The 17,940-nt window shown below is 34.3% G+C and carries 16 protein-coding genes and 1 tRNA gene; 4 read left to right on the top strand and 13 right to left on the bottom strand.

Translation table 11 applies throughout. From position 1 onward, the window contains the following. The first annotated feature begins 172 nt into the window (after positions 1-172). Positions 173-1,531, top strand: coding sequence for a GH1 family beta-glucosidase (locus tag ATHE_RS02260; protein ID WP_015907053.1), 1,359 nt, complete (start codon positions 173-175; stop codon positions 1,529-1,531). A 31-nt stretch (positions 1,532-1,562) separates the two neighbouring features. On the opposite strand, the gene ATHE_RS02255 is transcribed toward ATHE_RS02260, so the two are convergent. Genes ATHE_RS02255 through rlmD form a run of 3 tightly spaced genes read right to left on the bottom strand, consistent with a single transcriptional unit; the run spans position 1,563 to position 3,818 of the window. After that, positions 1,563-2,045: a methylated-DNA--[protein]-cysteine S-methyltransferase gene (locus ATHE_RS02255; RefSeq protein WP_015907052.1), complete on the bottom strand. Its 483-nt coding sequence runs from the start codon at positions 2,043-2,045 to the stop codon at positions 1,563-1,565. A 19-nt stretch (positions 2,046-2,064) separates the two neighbouring features. Further along, positions 2,065-2,448, bottom strand: coding sequence for a YkvA family protein (locus ATHE_RS02250; protein WP_015907051.1), 384 nt, complete (start codon positions 2,446-2,448; stop codon positions 2,065-2,067). Positions 2,449-2,462: 14 nt separating this feature from the next. Then, positions 2,463-3,818, bottom strand: a complete 1,356-nt coding sequence (rlmD, locus tag ATHE_RS02245; RefSeq protein WP_015907050.1) for a 23S rRNA (uracil(1939)-C(5))-methyltransferase RlmD — start codon at positions 3,816-3,818, stop codon at positions 2,463-2,465. 163 nt (positions 3,819-3,981) lie between these two features. Between rlmD and ATHE_RS02240 the strand changes: the two genes are divergently transcribed. Continuing rightward, positions 3,982-5,247 (top strand): hypothetical protein, encoded by a 1,266-nt coding sequence (locus ATHE_RS02240; protein WP_015907049.1) that lies wholly within the window; start codon positions 3,982-3,984, stop codon positions 5,245-5,247. 61 nt (positions 5,248-5,308) lie between these two features. Here ATHE_RS02240 and ATHE_RS02235 read toward each other — a convergent pair whose 3' ends face one another. From ATHE_RS02235 to ATHE_RS02215, 5 genes are all read right to left on the bottom strand, one after another. Continuing rightward, entirely contained in the window at positions 5,309-5,725 is a 417-nt protein-coding gene (locus ATHE_RS02235; protein WP_015907048.1) for a bacteriohemerythrin, read from the bottom strand. A gap of 69 nt (positions 5,726-5,794) precedes the next feature. Further along, positions 5,795-7,189: a glycosyltransferase family 2 protein gene (locus ATHE_RS02230; RefSeq protein WP_015907047.1), complete on the bottom strand. Its 1,395-nt coding sequence runs from the start codon at positions 7,187-7,189 to the stop codon at positions 5,795-5,797. Then, positions 7,177-8,409: a HEAT repeat domain-containing protein gene (locus ATHE_RS02225; RefSeq protein ID WP_015907046.1), complete on the bottom strand. Its 1,233-nt coding sequence runs from the start codon at positions 8,407-8,409 to the stop codon at positions 7,177-7,179. Before ATHE_RS02225 ends, ATHE_RS02230 begins: the two co-directional genes overlap by 13 nt. Beyond that, positions 8,399-9,160, bottom strand: a complete 762-nt coding sequence (locus ATHE_RS02220; protein WP_015907045.1) for a response regulator — start codon at positions 9,158-9,160, stop codon at positions 8,399-8,401. The genes ATHE_RS02225 and ATHE_RS02220 overlap by 11 nt, the downstream gene beginning before the upstream one ends. A gap of 136 nt (positions 9,161-9,296) precedes the next feature. Next, positions 9,297-9,384: transfer RNA gene (locus ATHE_RS02215), tRNA-Leu, on the bottom strand. A gap of 227 nt (positions 9,385-9,611) precedes the next feature. Between ATHE_RS02215 and ATHE_RS02210 the strand changes: the two genes are divergently transcribed. Further along, positions 9,612-10,757 carry a DUF58 domain-containing protein gene (locus tag ATHE_RS02210; protein WP_015907044.1) on the top strand — a complete coding sequence of 382 codons (1,146 nt, stop codon included), beginning with the start codon at positions 9,612-9,614 and terminating at the stop codon, positions 10,755-10,757. Between the two features lie 74 nt (positions 10,758-10,831). On the opposite strand, the gene pulA is transcribed toward ATHE_RS02210, so the two are convergent. Continuing rightward, positions 10,832-13,309: a type I pullulanase gene (gene pulA / locus ATHE_RS02205; RefSeq protein WP_015907043.1), complete on the bottom strand. Its 2,478-nt coding sequence runs from the start codon at positions 13,307-13,309 to the stop codon at positions 10,832-10,834. A gap of 187 nt (positions 13,310-13,496) precedes the next feature. Here pulA and ATHE_RS02200 point away from each other — a divergent pair, with 187 nt between their 5' ends. Next, the gene (locus ATHE_RS02200; protein ID WP_015907042.1) at positions 13,497-15,146 is read left to right on the top strand and encodes a putative bifunctional diguanylate cyclase/phosphodiesterase; all 1,650 of its coding nucleotides are present in this window, start codon (positions 13,497-13,499) and stop codon (positions 15,144-15,146) included. Between the two features lie 13 nt (positions 15,147-15,159). Here ATHE_RS02200 and rimI read toward each other — a convergent pair whose 3' ends face one another. From rimI to ATHE_RS02180, 4 genes are read right to left on the bottom strand one after another with little or no spacing between them, the layout of a single operon-like run. Next, positions 15,160-15,603, bottom strand: a complete 444-nt coding sequence (rimI, locus tag ATHE_RS02195) for a ribosomal protein S18-alanine N-acetyltransferase (protein WP_015907041.1) — start codon at positions 15,601-15,603, stop codon at positions 15,160-15,162. Then, positions 15,600-16,265, bottom strand: coding sequence for a tRNA (adenosine(37)-N6)-threonylcarbamoyltransferase complex dimerization subunit type 1 TsaB (gene tsaB / locus ATHE_RS02190; protein ID WP_015907040.1), 666 nt, complete (start codon positions 16,263-16,265; stop codon positions 15,600-15,602). Before tsaB ends, rimI begins: the two co-directional genes overlap by 4 nt. Next, complete coding sequence (gene tsaE / locus ATHE_RS02185) at positions 16,246-16,719, bottom strand: tRNA (adenosine(37)-N6)-threonylcarbamoyltransferase complex ATPase subunit type 1 TsaE (RefSeq protein WP_015907039.1); 474 nt, start codon at positions 16,717-16,719, stop codon at positions 16,246-16,248. Before tsaE ends, tsaB begins: the two co-directional genes overlap by 20 nt. 21 nt (positions 16,720-16,740) lie before the next feature. Further along, positions 16,741-17,907, bottom strand: coding sequence for an amidohydrolase (locus tag ATHE_RS02180; protein ID WP_015907038.1), 1,167 nt, complete (start codon positions 17,905-17,907; stop codon positions 16,741-16,743). Positions 17,908-17,940: the final 33 nt, after the last annotated feature.

The raw sequence follows: 17,940 nt of genomic DNA, 5'->3' as shown, positions 1-17,940 counted from the left end.
TCTCTTTTTTGTTTCTTTTCTAAAACATCTACTGGTTAAAAACATCTAAAAATTTTGCTATATTCACTTAAAATTTTTATTTGCAAACTCAAATTTTATATGGCAATATAATTTGATATGAGTGTAATTGATTTCAAAAGAAACAAAAGCTTTAAGTCAAGGAGGTCACAACATGAGTTTACCAAAAGGATTTCTGTGGGGTGCTGCAACTGCATCATATCAGATTGAGGGTGCTTGGAATGAAGATGGAAAAGGTGAATCTATATGGGACAGGTTTACACATCAAAAAGGAAATATTTTATATGGTCATAATGGCGACGTTGCCTGTGACCACTATCATAGGTTCGAAGAAGATGTCTCTCTTATGAAAGAACTTGGACTAAAAGCCTACAGGTTTTCTATTGCATGGGCGAGAATTTTTCCAGATGGTTTCGGTACTGTGAATCAAAAAGGTCTTGAGTTTTATGATAGACTCATCAACAAGCTTGTTGAAAACGGTATTGAACCGGTTGTCACCATTTATCACTGGGATCTTCCTCAAAAGCTACAAGACATTGGCGGTTGGGCAAACCCAGAAATTGTAAATTATTATTTTGAATATGCAATGCTTATCGTAAACCGTTATAAAGACAAAGTAAAAAAATGGATAACATTTAATGAACCTTATTGTATTGCCTTTTTGGGACACTTTTATGGAGTTCATGCACCAGGAATAAAAGACTTTAAAGTTGCAATGGATGTTGTGCACAACATTATGCTTTCTCATTTTAAGGTTGTAAAAGCTGTAAAGGAAAACAATATTGATGTTGAGGTAGGAATTACACTAAATTTAACTCCAGTTTACTTTCAAACAGAGCGTCTTGGATATAAGGTAAGCGAAATTGAAAGAGAAATGGTAAACCTCAGCAGCCAGCTTGACAATGAACTTTTCCTTGATCCAGTACTCAAAGGAAGCTATCCACAAAAGCTGTTTGATTACCTTGTTCAAAAAGATTTGTTGGAAACTCAAAAAGTATTGAGTATGCAGCAGGAAGTAAAAGAAAATTTCGTTTTTCCTGATTTTCTTGGTATCAACTACTATACACGTGCTGTCAGGCTTTACGATGAAAATTCTAACTGGATATTTCCAATAAGATGGGAACATCCTGCAGGAGAGTACACCGAGATGGGCTGGGAAGTGTTCCCACAAGGACTTTATGATCTTTTGATTTGGATTAAAGAAAGTTACCCACAAATTCCAATTTATATAACAGAAAACGGTGCTGCTTATAACGACAAGGTAGAAGATGGAAGAGTTCATGACCAAAAGAGAGTGGAGTATTTAAAACAGCACTTTGAAGCAGCAAGAAAGGCAATTGAAAATGGAGTGGATTTGCGAGGTTATTTTGTGTGGTCTTTGTTGGACAATCTTGAATGGGCAATGGGTTATACAAAAAGGTTTGGAGTTATATATGTGGACTATGAAACCCAAAAAAGGATTAAAAAAGACAGCTTCTATTTTTATCAGCAGTATATAAAGGAAAACTCATAAATATAAATCAAAAGCGGGCTTTTGGAAAAAATCACTTTCTCAAAAGCCCGTTTTCTATTTTCCACCCCTCATGTGAAAGTAGCCAAATCTTTTTTTCAAGCCCACCACTAAAACCGCCCAAGGACAAATCTGACTTGACCACCCTGTGGCACGGAACAATTATCACAGCTGTATTTTTGCCAACGGCATTTCCAACAGCTCTTGAACCCTGGGGTTTTCCAACTTTTTTCGCAAGCTCTCTGTAAGAAATTACACTTCCAAAGGGAACCTTCATAAGTTCATTCCAAACTCTCTTTTGAAACTCTGTCCCTTGCAGCTGAAGTTTTAGATCAAAAGTGGTTCTTTTGCTTTCAAAATACTCTTCAAGTTGCAAAATAGCTTCCCTAACAACAGGGCTTATCAGCTCTTTTTCATCTTTGTGTGTAACAAACTCCACTGATAATATGCTATCGTCTTGTCCTACAATCTTTATCAGTCCAATTGGAGATATTAAATAACCAACAGATTTTTTCAATTTAAATCACCTGCTCTTTTTAACTAATACTTTTCACAACTTTGTAAATAATCAATCCAATAATCAACATCCAAAAAATAATAATGGGAATAGCATAATACCATTTATTTGGTTTTCCATCTTGCCAAATATTTTCTGTCTCTTTCTGGCATTCATTTAAAATGGAATCTGGTATAAGCTTTATTGTTATTGTAACCAAAAATGGAAGAATTATTATATCATCAAGATAACCTAAAATTGGTATAAAATCTGGTACAAAGTCGATTGGCGACAAGGCATATACAATGGTAATTAAAGCAAATATCTTAGCTAAAAGAGGTGTATCTCGTCTTTTCATTGCTAAAAAAATAGCCGGAATTTGTTTTTTTAATAATTTTGCCTTTTCTCTTATATTTTTACTCAATGAATCCACCTCTTTTAACTGTAGCCTTTTTTAAACAAAGCTACGCACTCTACATGAAATGTCTGCGGAAACATATCAACAGGCTGAACTTCCACAACTTCATAGCCATTTGAACAAAGAATGCTGCTATCCCTTGCAAGTGTTGAAGGATTGCAGGATACATAAATTATGTTTGGTATCTTGTGCTCTATCAAGCTTTCTAAGAGCTCTTTTTCACATCCACTTCGCGGAGGGTCAAGTATCACAGCCTGGGGTACAATTCCACTTTTTAATAACTTTGGAATTTCAATCTCAGCACTACCGCATATAAATTCAATGTTAGAAATATTATTATTCTTGCTGTTTTTTTTAGCATCTTCAACTGCATCTCTAACTAACTCTATGGCGTAAACCTTTTTGCAAAACGGTGCTATAAACATGGAAATGGTACCTATTCCAGAGTATACATCAAACACAATTTCTGCATCAATATTCCTTAGATATTTTACTACCTGACTGTAGAGCACCTCTGTTTGCATAGAATTTACCTGAAAAAATGACTTTGGGGAAATCTCAAATGTTAAATTCCCTATCTTGTCTTTTATTGTGCTACTGCCCCAGATCAATATATCTTCCTCACCAAGTATTACATTTGTCCTTTTAGGATTCAAGTTGACGAAGAAGGATGCAATTTTTGGAAACCTATCTAAAATGTCTTTTTTGATAGCCTCTAAATTCTCAGGTACTTTTGTGCAAACAAGAATGAGCATCATCTCATCAAATGCAAATGAATTTCTAACAACAATGTGCCTCAAAACTCCCTTATGCTTTTTTTCGTCATAAACCTCTATCTTGTGCTTTCGGATTAGATCTTTCATACCTTTTATCACATTATCGCAAAACTCATGCTGAATAAGACAGTAATCTATATCAACAATATCATGTGTCATCTTTTTATAAAATCCTATTTGGGGTTTTTTATAATCTCCACCTACTGGAAGTGCAGTTTTGTTTCTGTATCTAAATGGGTTTTCCATTCCAATAACATCATTTATTTTGGGAGTAAGCTTTCCTATTCGCCTAAAAGCATCCTCAACAAGAAGCTTTTTTAGGCTTCGCTGATGCTGGTATTTTGCATGCATCAAATGACAACCGCCACAAAAGTCATAATAAGGGCATTCTGGGTCTTTTCTATATGGGCTTTTTTCTAAAAATTCGACCAGTTTTGCTTTGGCATATTCCTTTTTTACCTCTTCGATTTTGATTTTTACAACCTCATCAATTAAAGTATTGTCAACAAACACTACAAATCCATCAATTCTTGCAATACCCTGTGCCTGGTGATTTAGTGTATCAATCTTTACAATATATTCTTGCGATTTTTTTACCACATCTTTTCCTCCTGATATTTCTTTGTTTTTTTCGCTTTAATATTTTACACCATTTTTTAATAGCAAGAAAATAATAATTTCATAAAGTCTTTGAGAAAATATATATTGAAAATCCAAAAGCTACTGTTCATTCGACATTTAATCTAAAGGAGGTCTGAAAAAATTGTTCAACCCATTTGAAGAAAAGCCAAAGCCGATTGAAAATTTTCTCATGGACTGGAAAACAATATATCCCAAGTCATACTGCAAAAATGAAGTTGACCCTTATACAAAAACAAGAATAATCCTCATGAACGGGATTGAAGCTGAAGCCTCGATGTTTTCCCATCAGTTCCATCGTCACTGCACAGACAACGACGTAAGACGCGATTTAGCAATGATGAGAAGAATTGAGCAGATGCAACAAAAACACATTAATTGGTTAAAGCCAATCGACGAGACACCTCTTGAAACTACAATAGGATATGAGCATGTAGCAGTAGACCTTACCGCTTGGCTTGCTCAAAACGAGCCTGACCCTTATGTTAAACAAACTCTTGATTTTATTTTGCTTGAAGATTTTGACCATCTTTACCGCTATGCAAACCTTCTTGACATGGACTCGAATATCCCAGCAAACAATCTGGTAAAAAACTATGTTGAAATCATCCCTGGTCGGCCGACAATTGCCCATCACAGACACCCTTATGATACTGTCAGCAGACACATTGATTTTAAAAAAGCAGATATTAGAACAAAGTTAAACATCTTCATCATAACAGCCGGTGAGCAGCAGACAATGAATTTTTATAACAACATTGGCAACACTTATTACAACAACCTTGGAAGACAGCTCTACTTAGAAATAGCCTTGGTGGAAGAAGAACATGTAACCCAGTATGGTTCGTTGATTGACCCGAGACTCACATGGTTTGAAAGTCTTCTTTTGCATGAATACACAGAATGCTATCTGTATTACTCATTCTATGAATCTGAGGTTGACTCAAATGTAAAATCTATATGGGAGATGCATCTTGATGCTGAAATTGCCCATCTTCACAAAGCTGCAGAACTTTTGCAAAAACATGAGAATAAATCTTGGTGCGAGGTCATCCCTGGTGGACAGTTCCCAAATCTTTTGCTGTTCCATGACACGCGTGAATATGTACGCAAAGTTCTTTCACAGATGGTTGAAATTACAGCTGACAAAGAAGATTTAAAAAATGTAAATGATCTACCAGAAAATCATACGTTTTTCTGGTTCCAGAATAAAGTGAACCATGATATAAATTCCGTTGCAAGCCATGTGGTGATTGATAAGCACAACACTTTAAAAGGCGAAGATTACAGAGTTGAATTGGCGCCACACCCAGTTGAAAGCTTGAGAAATAGAAAAGAAGATAATACTTCAATTGGCAGGTCAAAACAGAAAAAAGTTGTTAGTATATAAACAAAAAAAGCTGTCTACCCTTCCGGTGGACAGCTTTTTGCAATTTTTGAAATCTATTCATCTACTTTGATTGCATCTTTTCTTTCAAAAACGCTCCAAGTTTTCTATCTGTTCCAAGGATATGATTTTTGAGCCAGTCGACAACAAGTCTGTTTGTCTTTATAACTGCTGCAACTCCTGCTCCTTCCTTCTCTATCTCCTCTCGAAATTTTTTGTAGTTTTCAACAAAGTTGTCATGTTCTTTTTTATGATATAGATACTCTGGGTACAGATACTCTTTCATGTATTTTTCCTCAGTTGAAAAATGAAAAACAACATAATCACCTAAAAAGTCTAAAACTTCTGGCAATACCTGCTTCCCTTCACCCTTAGCACAAGCATCCAAAAGTCTATTTATTCTTTCAAAAAGCTCTTTGTGCTGATTGTCTATTGACTCAACTCCAACAGAGTACTGGTCAAGCCACTCTATTTGCGGCATTATCTCACTCCTTTCAAATTGAAGTTATATTCAAATATTATATACCCCAATTAATTAAAAAGTAACACATTATAACTTCTTTCTCTCAGGCTTTGCCCAACCTTTCTTTCTAAGTATAGCTTCAAATGTACCAACAATTCTGAATAACATTGTCATCTGTCTGTAGCCAAAATTTTCTAATATCGCAAACAATACAAGTATACCGAACTCTCTCCACCCTTCATATTTTCTATCAGAAAATTCTCCAAGAAGAACTGCTAAAATCGAAATAACTATTCCGTACATTATCTCAACTGCAAAGAAAAATAAGGCCACTTCTAAATTGATTATGTGAGCAAAATACGATATAGGTATAAAAATATAACCCAACATCTCCACAAACGGCCCCAATAGTTCAAACATAAGCTGATATGGCATAGCAAAAAGACCTAATATGCCATACTTAGGATTAAATAGAATATCTTTGTGCATGAAAATAACTTGGCAAAGACCTCTTTGCCATCTTCTTCTTTGTTTTGAAAGGTCTTTTAAAGTCTCTGGACATTGAGTCCATACAATCGGGTCTGGTACAAATTCAACTCTTCCCAGTGCGCCTTCTTTATAAGAGTTTTTTCTGAGCTTTACAACAATCTCCATATCCTCGCCAACAGTTCTATCAGAAAACCCTCCAACCTTTATAATAGCATTTTTATTAAATGCTGCAAATGCTCCAGATGCAATAACAAGACTTCCTATCATAGAAAGACCTTTTCTCGCACCCAAAAAAGCTCTCAAGTATTCTATTATCTGAAATCTTGCAAGACTTGAACTTGGTAGCTTTAATTTTTTTATATTGCCAAAGGAATCCAATTCGGTTCCATTTACAATCCTAACAATACCCGTTGTGGCTACAACTTCATAAGGGTTATCAAAAAATGGTTGCATAACCTTGGCTATTGAATCTCTTTCTAAAATTGAATCGGCATCAAGTGAACAAACATATGGGTATGTACATACGTTTATCCCTGCATTGAGAGCATCAGCTTTTCCCCCATTTTCTTTATCCACTACGATTAAATTTGAATACTTTTTGGAATAGTATATGACCTTTATCTCTTTTGTTGACAAAATCTTTCTAAATTTCCTATCTACAATGTAAAGGTCAAATTCGTTTTTTAATACATCCAATGTCCCATCTTTTGACCCATCATTAATTACTACTACTTCATATTCTGGATATTCAATCTGCAAAAAAGATTTTACAGATTTTGCTATTGTTTCTTCTTCATTGTATGCCGGCACCAGCAGTGATACAGGGAGTGCAAAGTCTGATGAGACAACCTCCACAATCCTTCCTTTTATCTTATTTCTCCAGTAACTAACAATACCAAAAAGAGATATTAAAATTAAAATGGCATAAACAGTATTCAAAACTAAAACATAATAAGATACAAACCATGAAAACCAGTTTATTATATGTCGCATTCGTTATTCACTACCTCTTTCTCGGTTATAAGATATTCAAATCCTTCATCTTTCATTCTTTGATAAAAACAGTGGGGGTTAGACGATTTAAGTATTTTAATTATTTCTAAAGCTAAATCTTTCTCCTGTTCAGTTCTATAATTCAAAGCACTCTTGATAATATAATCAAAATTCACTGGACTATAAAAAACCTCTCTTATTTTGTCCCTTGCAAATTTATCATTTGTTGTATAGTAAAATTTTAGAAGATCATTTAAAATAACTGGTCCAAACTCAGATAGCATCTTTCTTGCAAAGTCTCTCATGTAGAACCAGTCATCTTCAAGGGAGGCAAGTAAATATTTTAAAGAACCCTTAGATGAAACATTGCTCAACGCCCTTAAGGCTCGTAACTTCACAAAATTTATATTTTCGTTTTTTATCAGAGTTTCAAGTTTTTCTTTGCAGTTTCTACATCCTATTTTTTCAATCACTCTGCAGAAAGCTGATCTGACTTCTGGTGATGGATGATTTATAAGAAAATCAATGTGTTCTAAATCTTCTAATGCCGCAATCTCTGAAAATATATTCAAACATGATATCAGAACTTTATCCGACGGGTTTTCTTTTATCACGTATAAAATTATATCTTTTATTTTTTCGCCACCATAAACTGTAAAAAATTCTATTCTTTTTCTAACCGAATCTGGATATTTATCAATGTTTAGAAAAATAGTCTTTAAATAAGGTTTAAAAACACTTAAATTCTGTATCTCATCTATGTTTTTGAAAATGGCTTCAGCAGTTGTATCTATCAGATACGGCTCTTTAATGCTTATTTTTAAAAGCGTTTTTAGCTCATCTTCTTCGCCCACTATACTAATAACTTTTGCAAACCTAAGTTTTCGAACTTTGTTCCCTTTTTGAACCATCTTGATAGCAATGTCAAAAAAATTCAATTTCTTCAAAGCTATATATAGCCGTTTTTTTTCTTCTCCATGTACCCATGAATAATATATATTTATAACATCACTCAGAATGTAAATGTTTGAAGAATCAATAACATTTTTCTTTCCTGTTATCACATCATAGACATTTTTACTGTAATTTTTAAAAATCTGCTTTATTTTTTCTTGACGGATACTATTTATAACTTTGTATAAAAAAACAACTCCCGAAGTTATAACTAAAAGAATAACAATAATAATACACAAGATAACAAAATTTATATTATCTATCATTTAATTCACTCCAAAGTTCTAAAACTTTCTTTAGAAGAATTAATATTTTATTATCATTCAGAATTTTGAATATAAAGTAATAAGTTTCTTCCTTATTGTTAAGTTTTATAATCGAATAACAGCTTGAATTTATTCTGTTCTCATCATTTAAATAGCCAATAACCTTTTTAATTTCATATTCATCAAAACCTCTGTTATAAATCACCTCTTTTGTAGTATCTTTTAAAGCCAACAAGTGATATGAAACAAAATATTCTGATAAAAATTCATCTATAATTTTGGGAACTACAATGATATGTTCATTTGCCATTTCATTCAAAAAAGAAATAAGATGTACAACTTCATTAATATGTAAATATTCATCTTGAGTGTACAAAAGTGACCTTACCATATTGTAAACTTCTAAAGTTGAAAAAGGCTTTGGAATAACTCCAATAGCTCCAAGCTCGTATGCCTTTGCTCTTGTTGCACGATGAATATTGCTACTGAGCAAAATTACTGGAATGTAAGCTTTAACAGAACTTTTTTTGATAGTTCTCAAAACTTCAAATCCACTAATTTTAGGCAAGTTTGTATCAATTATTGCAACATGAATACTGTTCTCACCAATTTTGTTCAAAGCTTCTTCACCATCAGCAGCCTCAAAAAATACAAAGTGATGTACTGAATCAAAAGAATTTTCAAACTTTTCAATTATTGCTTTTCTTATGTATTCATTTTCATCTGCAATCAACACATTTTTAACTATCATATATTGTTCTCCCATGTTTAGAACCATCTTAATTCTTTATTACCCCTTATTTTTTATTTAAAAACAGCAAAAATAAAAACCCCTTTTTTAAAACCATTAAAAGGTCTAAAAAGGGGTTTTTTACTTTTTTCTCTTCTGGTGCCGAAGGCGGGAGTCGAACCCGCACGGCCTCAGCGGCCACCGGATTTTGAGTCCGGCGCGTCTGCCAGTTCCACCACTTCGGCACATTTTCTTTTTGAATTTTAAGCAAGATTGATTATATCATAAATTTTTGAGATTGTCAAAGCCGAAGATTTTGATAAAATTCTGCCGGTAGACTGAATTACTAACTTCATTTTATCTTCTTTCAAGGTAAAAAGTCAAGGGTCTAAAAGTGAAAATTTCTAATTTTAATATTCAAATGGTTAGGTTATAATAGAAATAAATTCAAAAAAAGCGTGAGGTTATTTGTATGGAAACCTTTTGGCTGTTTATAATATGCTCTTTATTATTTGCTCTAAATTTTTTCGTTACTAAAAAATTTGGACTAAAAAACGTTGAGTATGAAATCTACTTTGAAGAAAATAAAAAAACTGAAGGTGATGAGATTCATATTGTTGAAAGAATTTACAACGGTAAAGCTCTGCCACTTCCATGGGTAAAATCCGAATTTGAAGTATCAGCATCATTTTTCATGGAAAATGCAAAAAATTATGTAGTAGGAAATAAGCTAAGGTACATCAGCATTTTCTTTCTTCTACCTTACCAGCAAATAGTAAGGCGGCACAGATTTGTTGCAACAAAAAGAGGATTTTATAAACTTGATAAAATATATCTTGTCACTGGTGACCTTTTCGGTCTTTCAATGGATGACAGGTGTTACTATGTAAATTCCAATATTACCATTTACCCAGCATTTTTGGACCTGAAAAAACACCTTCTGCCCCGTTCAAGCCTCTCAGGCGAAGTTGTGATAAAAAGACATTATTATGAAGATATATTTCACTTTGCAGGAATAAGAGAGTATCAGTCTTTTGATTCTTTCAATAGAATAAACTGGAACGCAACTGCAAAGTATAATACTTTGATGGTAAACAAGTACGAATACACCTCATCAGGTGATGCTTTAATACTTTTGAATGTCCAAAGTTCAGAGTATGAAAGAAAAGAGGTTTTTAACAAAAACGCAATCGAACTTGGAATAAAGATTGCAGCAAGCCTGACAAAAGAATGCTTAGATAATCACATTCCAGTTGGTTTTGTTTGCAATGGCATAGACGAAGAAACTCTTGAGCCGCTTGAAATCTTGCTGCCATCACAAGATTCAAATCAGCTTTTAAAAATTCTCGAAACACTTGCACACATTAAAATTCAGGTAAACGAATACTTTGAAGCTTTGCTTTATCAAGTTTTAAGAAGTTACAACTTTCGTGAGCTTTTTATAATAACTTCTTTTGTTAACAAGGAGATGGAAGACTCTATCCTTCTTTATTCCTCACTCGGAGTTAAGTTTACTATTATTCTTCTTGAATATGATGAAAAACCTTTCAAATTAGAATCAGAAAATGTAAGAATTTTTCTGGCAAAACAGCATCTTTTAGAAAACGTTAGAACTTGAATAATAGCCGCAGGCAGGTTCTTCTTTTTTATTGTACCTGCGGCTTGAATTCTTTGAGTAAGTTCAAAAAGATTTTATTTCTGATATGCTATAAAAAGACTGACAGGTGAAATTTCAAAACTGCCTATTGCTTCCAGTTCATTTTCTTCTGAAAATATTATACCATCATTTGCTTTTATCTTCCATACTCCTTCAGGAAGTGTAATTACCTTCTTTTCTTTAAAAGGATTATATGCAACAATTATTTTTTTCCATGCATCATAGGGATACGAAATCAAAAAAGCCACAATGCCATCAGGTGCTGGCAAGAATTTTAAATATTTTCTTATTTCACCTGATGAACGCATTCTAAACGCCACATGTTCTTTTCGCAGTTTTATAAGGTCGCAATAAAATTTAAAAGTGTCATAAAACTTCTCTTTTAAACTCCAGTCAATCTTGTTTATATTATCCCCTGCGTTGTATGTGTTCGGATGTCCTCCTTTGCTCCTATTGAACTCAACTCCACCATGCAAAAACGGAATGCCCTGAGATGTTAAAATGATTGCATTCGCTAAGCGGCATACCCGGTCAATCCAGAATATATCTTCGCCAACCATTGTCTTTTGTGCCTTGTCAAAAAGAGTTAAATTATCATGGCATGAAACATAATTAACACATTCATCTGGTTCCTTTGCAAAATCGTCAATGGCTGCCCTTATACCCTGTTTTAATCTTTCAATATCAGAAAGATTTCCATGCATATATCCTGTTTTAAATCCGTCAAGGTCACCTCTTATACTATCTCTTATTCTATCGTTAAAAAGTCCAATGGAATATCCATGGTGCGCTGTTGACTCAATTGTTGCCCTCTCTTCTAAAAGGCACATACTATCTCCCATCACCCATCCTTCACCATAAATAAGGGCATACGGATTTCGCTTGCGCACTTCTTTCGCAATCATTCTCATGGTAAGTGTATCAATAAGCCCCATTAAGTCAAATCTAAATCCATCTATGTGAAAATCTTCTGTCCAGTATATAATTGTATCAAGTATAAACTTTCGGACCATTGGCTTTTCTGTCGCAATCTCATTACCACAGCCTGTTGCGTTTGAATAGTCGCCATAGTCATCTATCCTGTAAAAATAGCCGGGAACAATTTTGTCAAAAATAGAAAACTTTCCACCCTTTGTGTGGTATGTGTGGTTGAAAACAACATCCATCACAACACCTATGCCGTTTTGGTGCAAAGTTTTAATCATGGTCTTAAGCTCTTTTAAAGCTTCAATTCCACCACTTTTTGTTGAATACCAGTACTCAGGACATTGATACAAAACAGGGTCATATCCCCAGTTGTATTTTTTATCAGGATTTTTATCATCAACACTCCCAAAATCAGAAATAGGAAGAAGATGAATGTGTGTAATTCCAAGCTCTTTTAAATGTAAAAGCCCTGTTGAGAACTTTTCTTTGTAAAAACTCTTCTGACAAAGACCTAAAAACTTTCCTCTAAACTTTTCATCTACACCTGAATTTTTATCAATTGTAAAGTCTCGCACATGCATCTCGTAAATGATAGCATCTTGTTGTTTTTCTATCGTTTTCACAAACTCATCCTGTTGCCAGCCTTCAATAAGAGTATCTGCCGGGTCAAATATGAAAGATTTTTGAGAGTTTGAGGAAGAAGCTTTCGAGTAAGGGTCAGGAACCTCATACACAATAAACCCTTCGTCTTCATCATAATTGTAATGCCAAACCTCATAAAGATAGTAGTGGTTTTTCAAGTCTCCTGTAAGATATATGTTCCATGTACCATTCTCAGAACGTGCCATCTCTTTTTCGAACCTGAAATTTTCACTCTCATCAAATACCTTAACCTTTACTTTGTATGCTGTAGGTGCCCACAGTTTAAAGTAAGTGCCGTATGGCTCATACTTTATTCCAAGCTCACCCGGATAAAAAAACTCAGGCCTTGTTAGAATTTCTCTTGGTCTTGCCCAAATATGCTCTGATTTATAGACAACCTTGTATTTTAAATTTGGCAATAATCTATTTGAGGGAATAATTCTTATCATATTTGTAAAAGCCGTTTCTCTGTCAAAGTATTCAGTTATAACAATATCGTTACCAAATCCTGGTGGATACCAAAGTTTTTGGCTCGCACCTTCTGCAAATTTAAATTTTTGCCCTATCTTTATTTCTTTTAAATCCTTTATAAGCTCATATCTGCCTCTCAATTTAGAGTATGTCATCTCCCACTCAGGTGAAATTTGCCAGTCGTTCATTTCACCAATTACAAAAACTGGTTTTTTGTATGGTTTTCTATGATAATCAAAATGTCCTTCTTTTAAAACAAACCTTATCTTCCCCTTTTGTTCGCATATTTCATAACCTCTTGTTTCTGCTTCAGCTGGATTGTCAGAGTGAGGAATTATCTTGTCTATTTTTTCTATGTCTATTTCTTCTTCATTCAGAAATACTTTAAAATCTTCTTTCTTTACAGAGTGAACCATTTGGGAAAGTACTACAACTATTTCGTTAAAATCATCTATATATGCTCTCACTAACATTAAAACCACCTATCTTTTTCTAAAGAATAGGATATGCAATATTTTGAAATTATATATCATTTATACCCTTTTTTAAAGTAAAAAAATTGTAGCTTAAGAATATATATGTAAAAGATGTTTTTAGTATATTTTTTCTGGGTATATATATGAGAAGAAAATCTTCTACATATTCAGTGGTGATTAAAAAATGTCTGAAAAAAATAAAGACTTAAACTGTAAAGCAAATAATTATGCAGCTAAAATATCAATAATATATGCAGTTGTGAGCGCAATTTGGATTTTAATCTCTGATGTGCTAACAACAATTTTCTTTGCTAAAAAAGAGCTTGTTACTTTCATTTCAGTATTTAAAGGCTGGCTCTTTGTGTTTATCACTGCAAGCCTTTTGTATTTGTTGATTCGCAAAAAAATCTATTCGCTTTACCTTTCTGAAAATAAGCTTCAAAATGCTATCGAGGAACTTCAAAAGACAAATGATGAGCTTTCCAAAACACAGGAAAAGCTTGTTGTCCAGTACAAAAAACTTGCAAAAAACCAGGAAAAGATAAAAGAACTTGCTTACTTTGACCAGCTAACTAATCTGCCAAATAGAAATCATTTTATGTTAGCTCTCGAAAAGGCTATCAGGGATGCTCATTTCAAAGGGCAGCAACTTGCTCTGATGTGTATCGATATTGATAATTTCAGTAAAATTAATAATACTCTTGGTCATGCGACTGGTGACGTTGTTTTAAAAGAAATTGCGCAAAGGCTTAAAGAAGCGGTGGGTAATAACGGGTTTGTTGCAAGACTAACAGGAGATGAGTTTGGAATAATAATTTATAATTTTCTTGATTTTAACGTCTTGAATTACTTCATCTACAAAATTTTTAATTTATTTTCAACATCATGGGAAATAATGGAATATAATTTTAATATTACACCAAGTATGGGGATTGCTATATATCCTTCAGATGGGCAGGATAGTATATCCCTTTTGAAGAATGCCGATAAGGCCTTGAATCTTGCCAAGGAAAAAGGCAAAAATACTTTCTGCTTTTACAATCTGGAAATGGACAATATACTTCAGCAGAGGCTTGAATTCGAATCAGACTTGAGAAAGGCGATTGAAAAAGACCAGTTCGTTTTGTATTATCAGCCTATTGTAGACCTTGAAAAAATGCAGCTGTGCGGAGCAGAAGGGCTTATTCGCTGGATACATCCACAAAAGGGGCTTATATCGCCCATGTCTTTCATCCCAATTGCTGAGCAGACAGGACTCATATCACAAATTGGTCAATGGGTATTGACAAAGGTCATTACGGATTTGAAGAGCATCAGAGAAGTAACAAACCACAACTTTTATATTTCTTTCAATGCGTCCTTAAGAGAGTTTTCAAGCGCAAATTTTGTTGATAACGTACTTTATACAATTGAAGCCTTAAAAGGTGACCCAACTTCTTTGGGAATAGAGATTACAGAATCGGTTGCAATGGCAGACCCTCAAAATACCATAAAGTCGCTGAACACCTTCAAAGAAAAAGGCATTAAAGTTTTTCTTGACGACTTTGGCACAGGTTATTCTTCCTTGAACTATCTAAAACAGCTTCCCATTGATGTTGTTAAAATCGACAGAAGTTTCATAGCCAATATGAGCACTGACATTAAAGAACAAAAAATAGCCAAAAGCCTGATTAACCTTTCTCACATCTTAGATTTAAAAGTTGTGGCAGAGGGTATTGAAAATAGTCAGCAGGCTGAGATATTAAAATCTTTTGAGTGTGATTTTGGACAGGGATATTTGTTTGGAAAACCTCTTCCAAAAGACCAATTTATAGAGTTTGCAAAGAGGTTTTGAATAGTATTAAATTCTAAAGCCACAGCCACATAATTATGGCATCATCCGGGGGGTTGGAATAGTAATTTTTTCTTATACCTTCCTGAACAAATCCAAAGCTCTTGTAAAGCGAAATAGCAACATGGTTTTTGCTTCTCACCTCAAGTGTAAGACCAACCAAACCATTTTCTTTTGCATATGAAATGAGGGCAGAAAGAAGAAGTTTTCCTATTCCCTGCCCTCTTTTTTGAGGATGTACAGCAATATTTGTAATATGACCTTCATCCACAATATGGTGCATTCCTGCAAAACCCCATACTCTGTCATCTTCTTCATATACATAATATATAGCAAACTCATTTTTAAGCTCATACTCAAAGCTTTCTCTGCTCCATGGCATAGAAAACGATAAAATTTCTATCTCATGCACCATATCTATATCCTCTTTTGTCATCCTTCTTATTAGGCCTTTTCTCATGTGTCATGGTCCCTTTCTGCATACGATTTTTTAAGGTAAACTGGTATAAGGTCAAAATGAGAACAAATCTTGCCTTCCTGGGCAAGTGTGAGAGCCAAAATTCCAACATTTGATGCTTTTTGATACTGCAAAAACTTGGGAGATATTCTAAACTCAGAGAAATCATAAATATCCAAACCCTCACCAAGCAAAACAGGATCATATTTTTTTGCAAGCTCTTTTGCTTCTTCGATATCAAGTATCGAAGTTGGATGATATGTTTTGAGTTTGCCCTTCTCGAATCTGAAAATTCCAGTAAATACCTTTTGCGACTTTGCATCTAAAATGGGCATTAAAAAATCTGAACAAGCCCAGAAGTTATAGCAAAGAGCCATCAAAGTATCAACACCTATACATGGCTTTGAAGTAGCATAGCAAAAACCTTTTATTGTTGAAACACCAATTCTAAGTCCGGTAAAAGAACCAGGTCCTATTGATGCTGCAAATAGGTCAACATCTTCTATTTTACTCGAGGCATTTCTTAATACCTGGTCAATTAAATCGATTAACATCACAGAGTGAACAAGTTTTGTGTTAAGAACTATCTCAGAAATCACCTTGTAATCTTCCAGCAAGGCAGTGCTTGCCACCTTGCCAGACGTCTCAATCGCCAATATCTTCATCTTTTTCTATCACATCCTCAATCTTTTTGTACTTCTCACCAACACCTGTTATCAATATTTTTCGAACATGTTCATCTACTTTTTTAATCTCAACTTTTAAATATTCTTTAGGATAAAGTCTTTTTAACTTATCCGCCCACTCAATTATAACAATTCCATCACTATAAAAATACTCCTCATACCCTATATCCTCAAGCTCTGCCTCTTCAATCCTGTAAATATCAAAATGATAAACCAAAATACCATCTTTGCCTTCATATACATGAAATATTGTAAATGTCGGACTTGAAATATCTTCTATCCCGAAGGCACTTGCAATACCCCTTGTTAGAGCAGTCTTACCGCTTCCAAGTTCTCCTTCTAAGGCAACAATTGCACCTTTGAAAAGATTTCTTCCAATTTTATAGCCAATCGATACTGTCTCATCATACGAATAAGACATTATCTCCTTCATATTTCATAGTTTCCCCTTTTTTTATTTGCGATGATATACAACTCTACCATCAATCAAGACATATTCAACCTCAGAAAATATGTCAAAAGGATGACCCTTGTATATTACAATATCAGCATCTTTACCTTCCTTTATACTCCCAACTCTGTTATCAATTCCTAAAATCTTTGCAGGGTTTATAGTAATTGCTTTTAGAGCCTCTATCTCATCCATTCCGCTCTTGCACGCAAGCGCGCTACATAGCACAAGATATTTTTGCGGAATGACAGGATGGTCAGTCATAATAGCAACAAGAATGCCTTCTTTAGAAAGTATACCTGGATTTTTAAAATCAAGGTTTTTAAGCTCAACCTTTGATCTATCAGTAAGGTTTGGTCCAACAATGCATGGGATATTTTCTTGTTTTAGCTCATCCACAATCAAATATCCGTCTGTCACATGATCAAGAGTAATATTTACATCAAATTCTTTGGCAATCCTTATTGCCGTGAATATGTCATCTGCTCTGTGAGCATGTGCTTTCAGCGGAATCTCTTTTGTTAAAACCTTTATAAGGCTTTCACTTTTCATATCAAACTCTGGCATATCTTTTTCCTCATCCTGCTGAGCCTCAAGCTTTTTATTTAAGTACTCTCTTGCCTTAAAAAGTGCCTCTCTCAAGATTGCAGCAGTTGCCATGCGTGTTTGAGGCATCTGGTGTTTTTCGTGATAAACGCTTTTGGGATTTTCACCGAAAGCAACCTTCATTGCAGCAGGTTCTTTCACAACCATCTTGTCAACTCTCTTGCCAAACGTCTTGATGACACAAAACTGCCCGCCTATCACGTTAGCGCTTCCCGGTCCTGTTGCAACACATGTAACGCCACCTTCAATTGCCTCTTCAAAACTTCTGTCAAATGGATTTATAGCATCAATTGCTCTTAAGTGTGGCGTGACAGGGTCTGAGTCTTCGTTCCCATCGGCACCTTCAAACCCGACAGAGTCTTCCCACATCCCTATGTGTGAGTGTGCATCTATAAAGCCTGGAAAGACAAGCCTGCCTGTTGCATCTATTACCATGCTACTATCTTCATTTATGTTTTGGTCTATCTTGGCTATCTTGCCATCCTTGATAAGTATATCGCCTTTTTCAATAATTCCTTTTTCATCCATTGTGTAAATTTTTGCATTTTTTATTATGATGTCCATATTCTTGATTTTCCTCCTTTAAATGTATTACAA

The organism is Caldicellulosiruptor bescii DSM 6725 (assembly GCF_000022325.1).
Classification (GTDB): Bacteria; Bacillota; Thermoanaerobacteria; order Caldicellulosiruptorales; family Caldicellulosiruptoraceae; genus Caldicellulosiruptor; species Caldicellulosiruptor bescii.
This window is presented reverse-complemented; position numbering and strand designations above follow the sequence as displayed.

Excerpts from the sequence above, each read along its gene's own strand:
- pulA (WP_015907043.1), bottom strand. The coding sequence starts at position 13,309 with ATGTTAGTGAGAGCATATATAGATGATTTTAACGAAATAGTTGTAGTA.
- rimI (WP_015907041.1), bottom strand. The coding sequence starts at position 15,603 with ATGAGAAAAGGCCTAATAAGAAGGATGACAAAAGAGGATATAGATATG.
- tsaE (WP_015907039.1), bottom strand. The coding sequence starts at position 16,719 with ATGAAGGAGATAATGTCTTATTCGTATGATGAGACAGTATCGATTGGC.
- ATHE_RS02220 (WP_015907045.1), bottom strand. The coding sequence starts at position 9,160 with ATGATAGTTAAAAATGTGTTGATTGCAGATGAAAATGAATACATAAGA.
- ATHE_RS02260 (WP_015907053.1), top strand. The coding sequence starts at position 173 with ATGAGTTTACCAAAAGGATTTCTGTGGGGTGCTGCAACTGCATCATAT.
- ATHE_RS02225 (WP_015907046.1), bottom strand. The coding sequence starts at position 8,409 with ATGATAGATAATATAAATTTTGTTATCTTGTGTATTATTATTGTTATT.
- ATHE_RS02210 (WP_015907044.1), top strand. The coding sequence starts at position 9,612 with ATGGAAACCTTTTGGCTGTTTATAATATGCTCTTTATTATTTGCTCTA.
- ATHE_RS02235 (WP_015907048.1), bottom strand. The coding sequence starts at position 5,725 with ATGCCGCAAATAGAGTGGCTTGACCAGTACTCTGTTGGAGTTGAGTCA.
- ATHE_RS02230 (WP_015907047.1), bottom strand. The coding sequence starts at position 7,189 with ATGCGACATATAATAAACTGGTTTTCATGGTTTGTATCTTATTATGTT.
- ATHE_RS02180 (WP_015907038.1), bottom strand. The coding sequence starts at position 17,907 with ATGGACATCATAATAAAAAATGCAAAAATTTACACAATGGATGAAAAA.
- tsaB (WP_015907040.1), bottom strand. The coding sequence starts at position 16,265 with ATGAAGATATTGGCGATTGAGACGTCTGGCAAGGTGGCAAGCACTGCC.
- ATHE_RS02200 (WP_015907042.1), top strand. The coding sequence starts at position 13,497 with ATGTCTGAAAAAAATAAAGACTTAAACTGTAAAGCAAATAATTATGCA.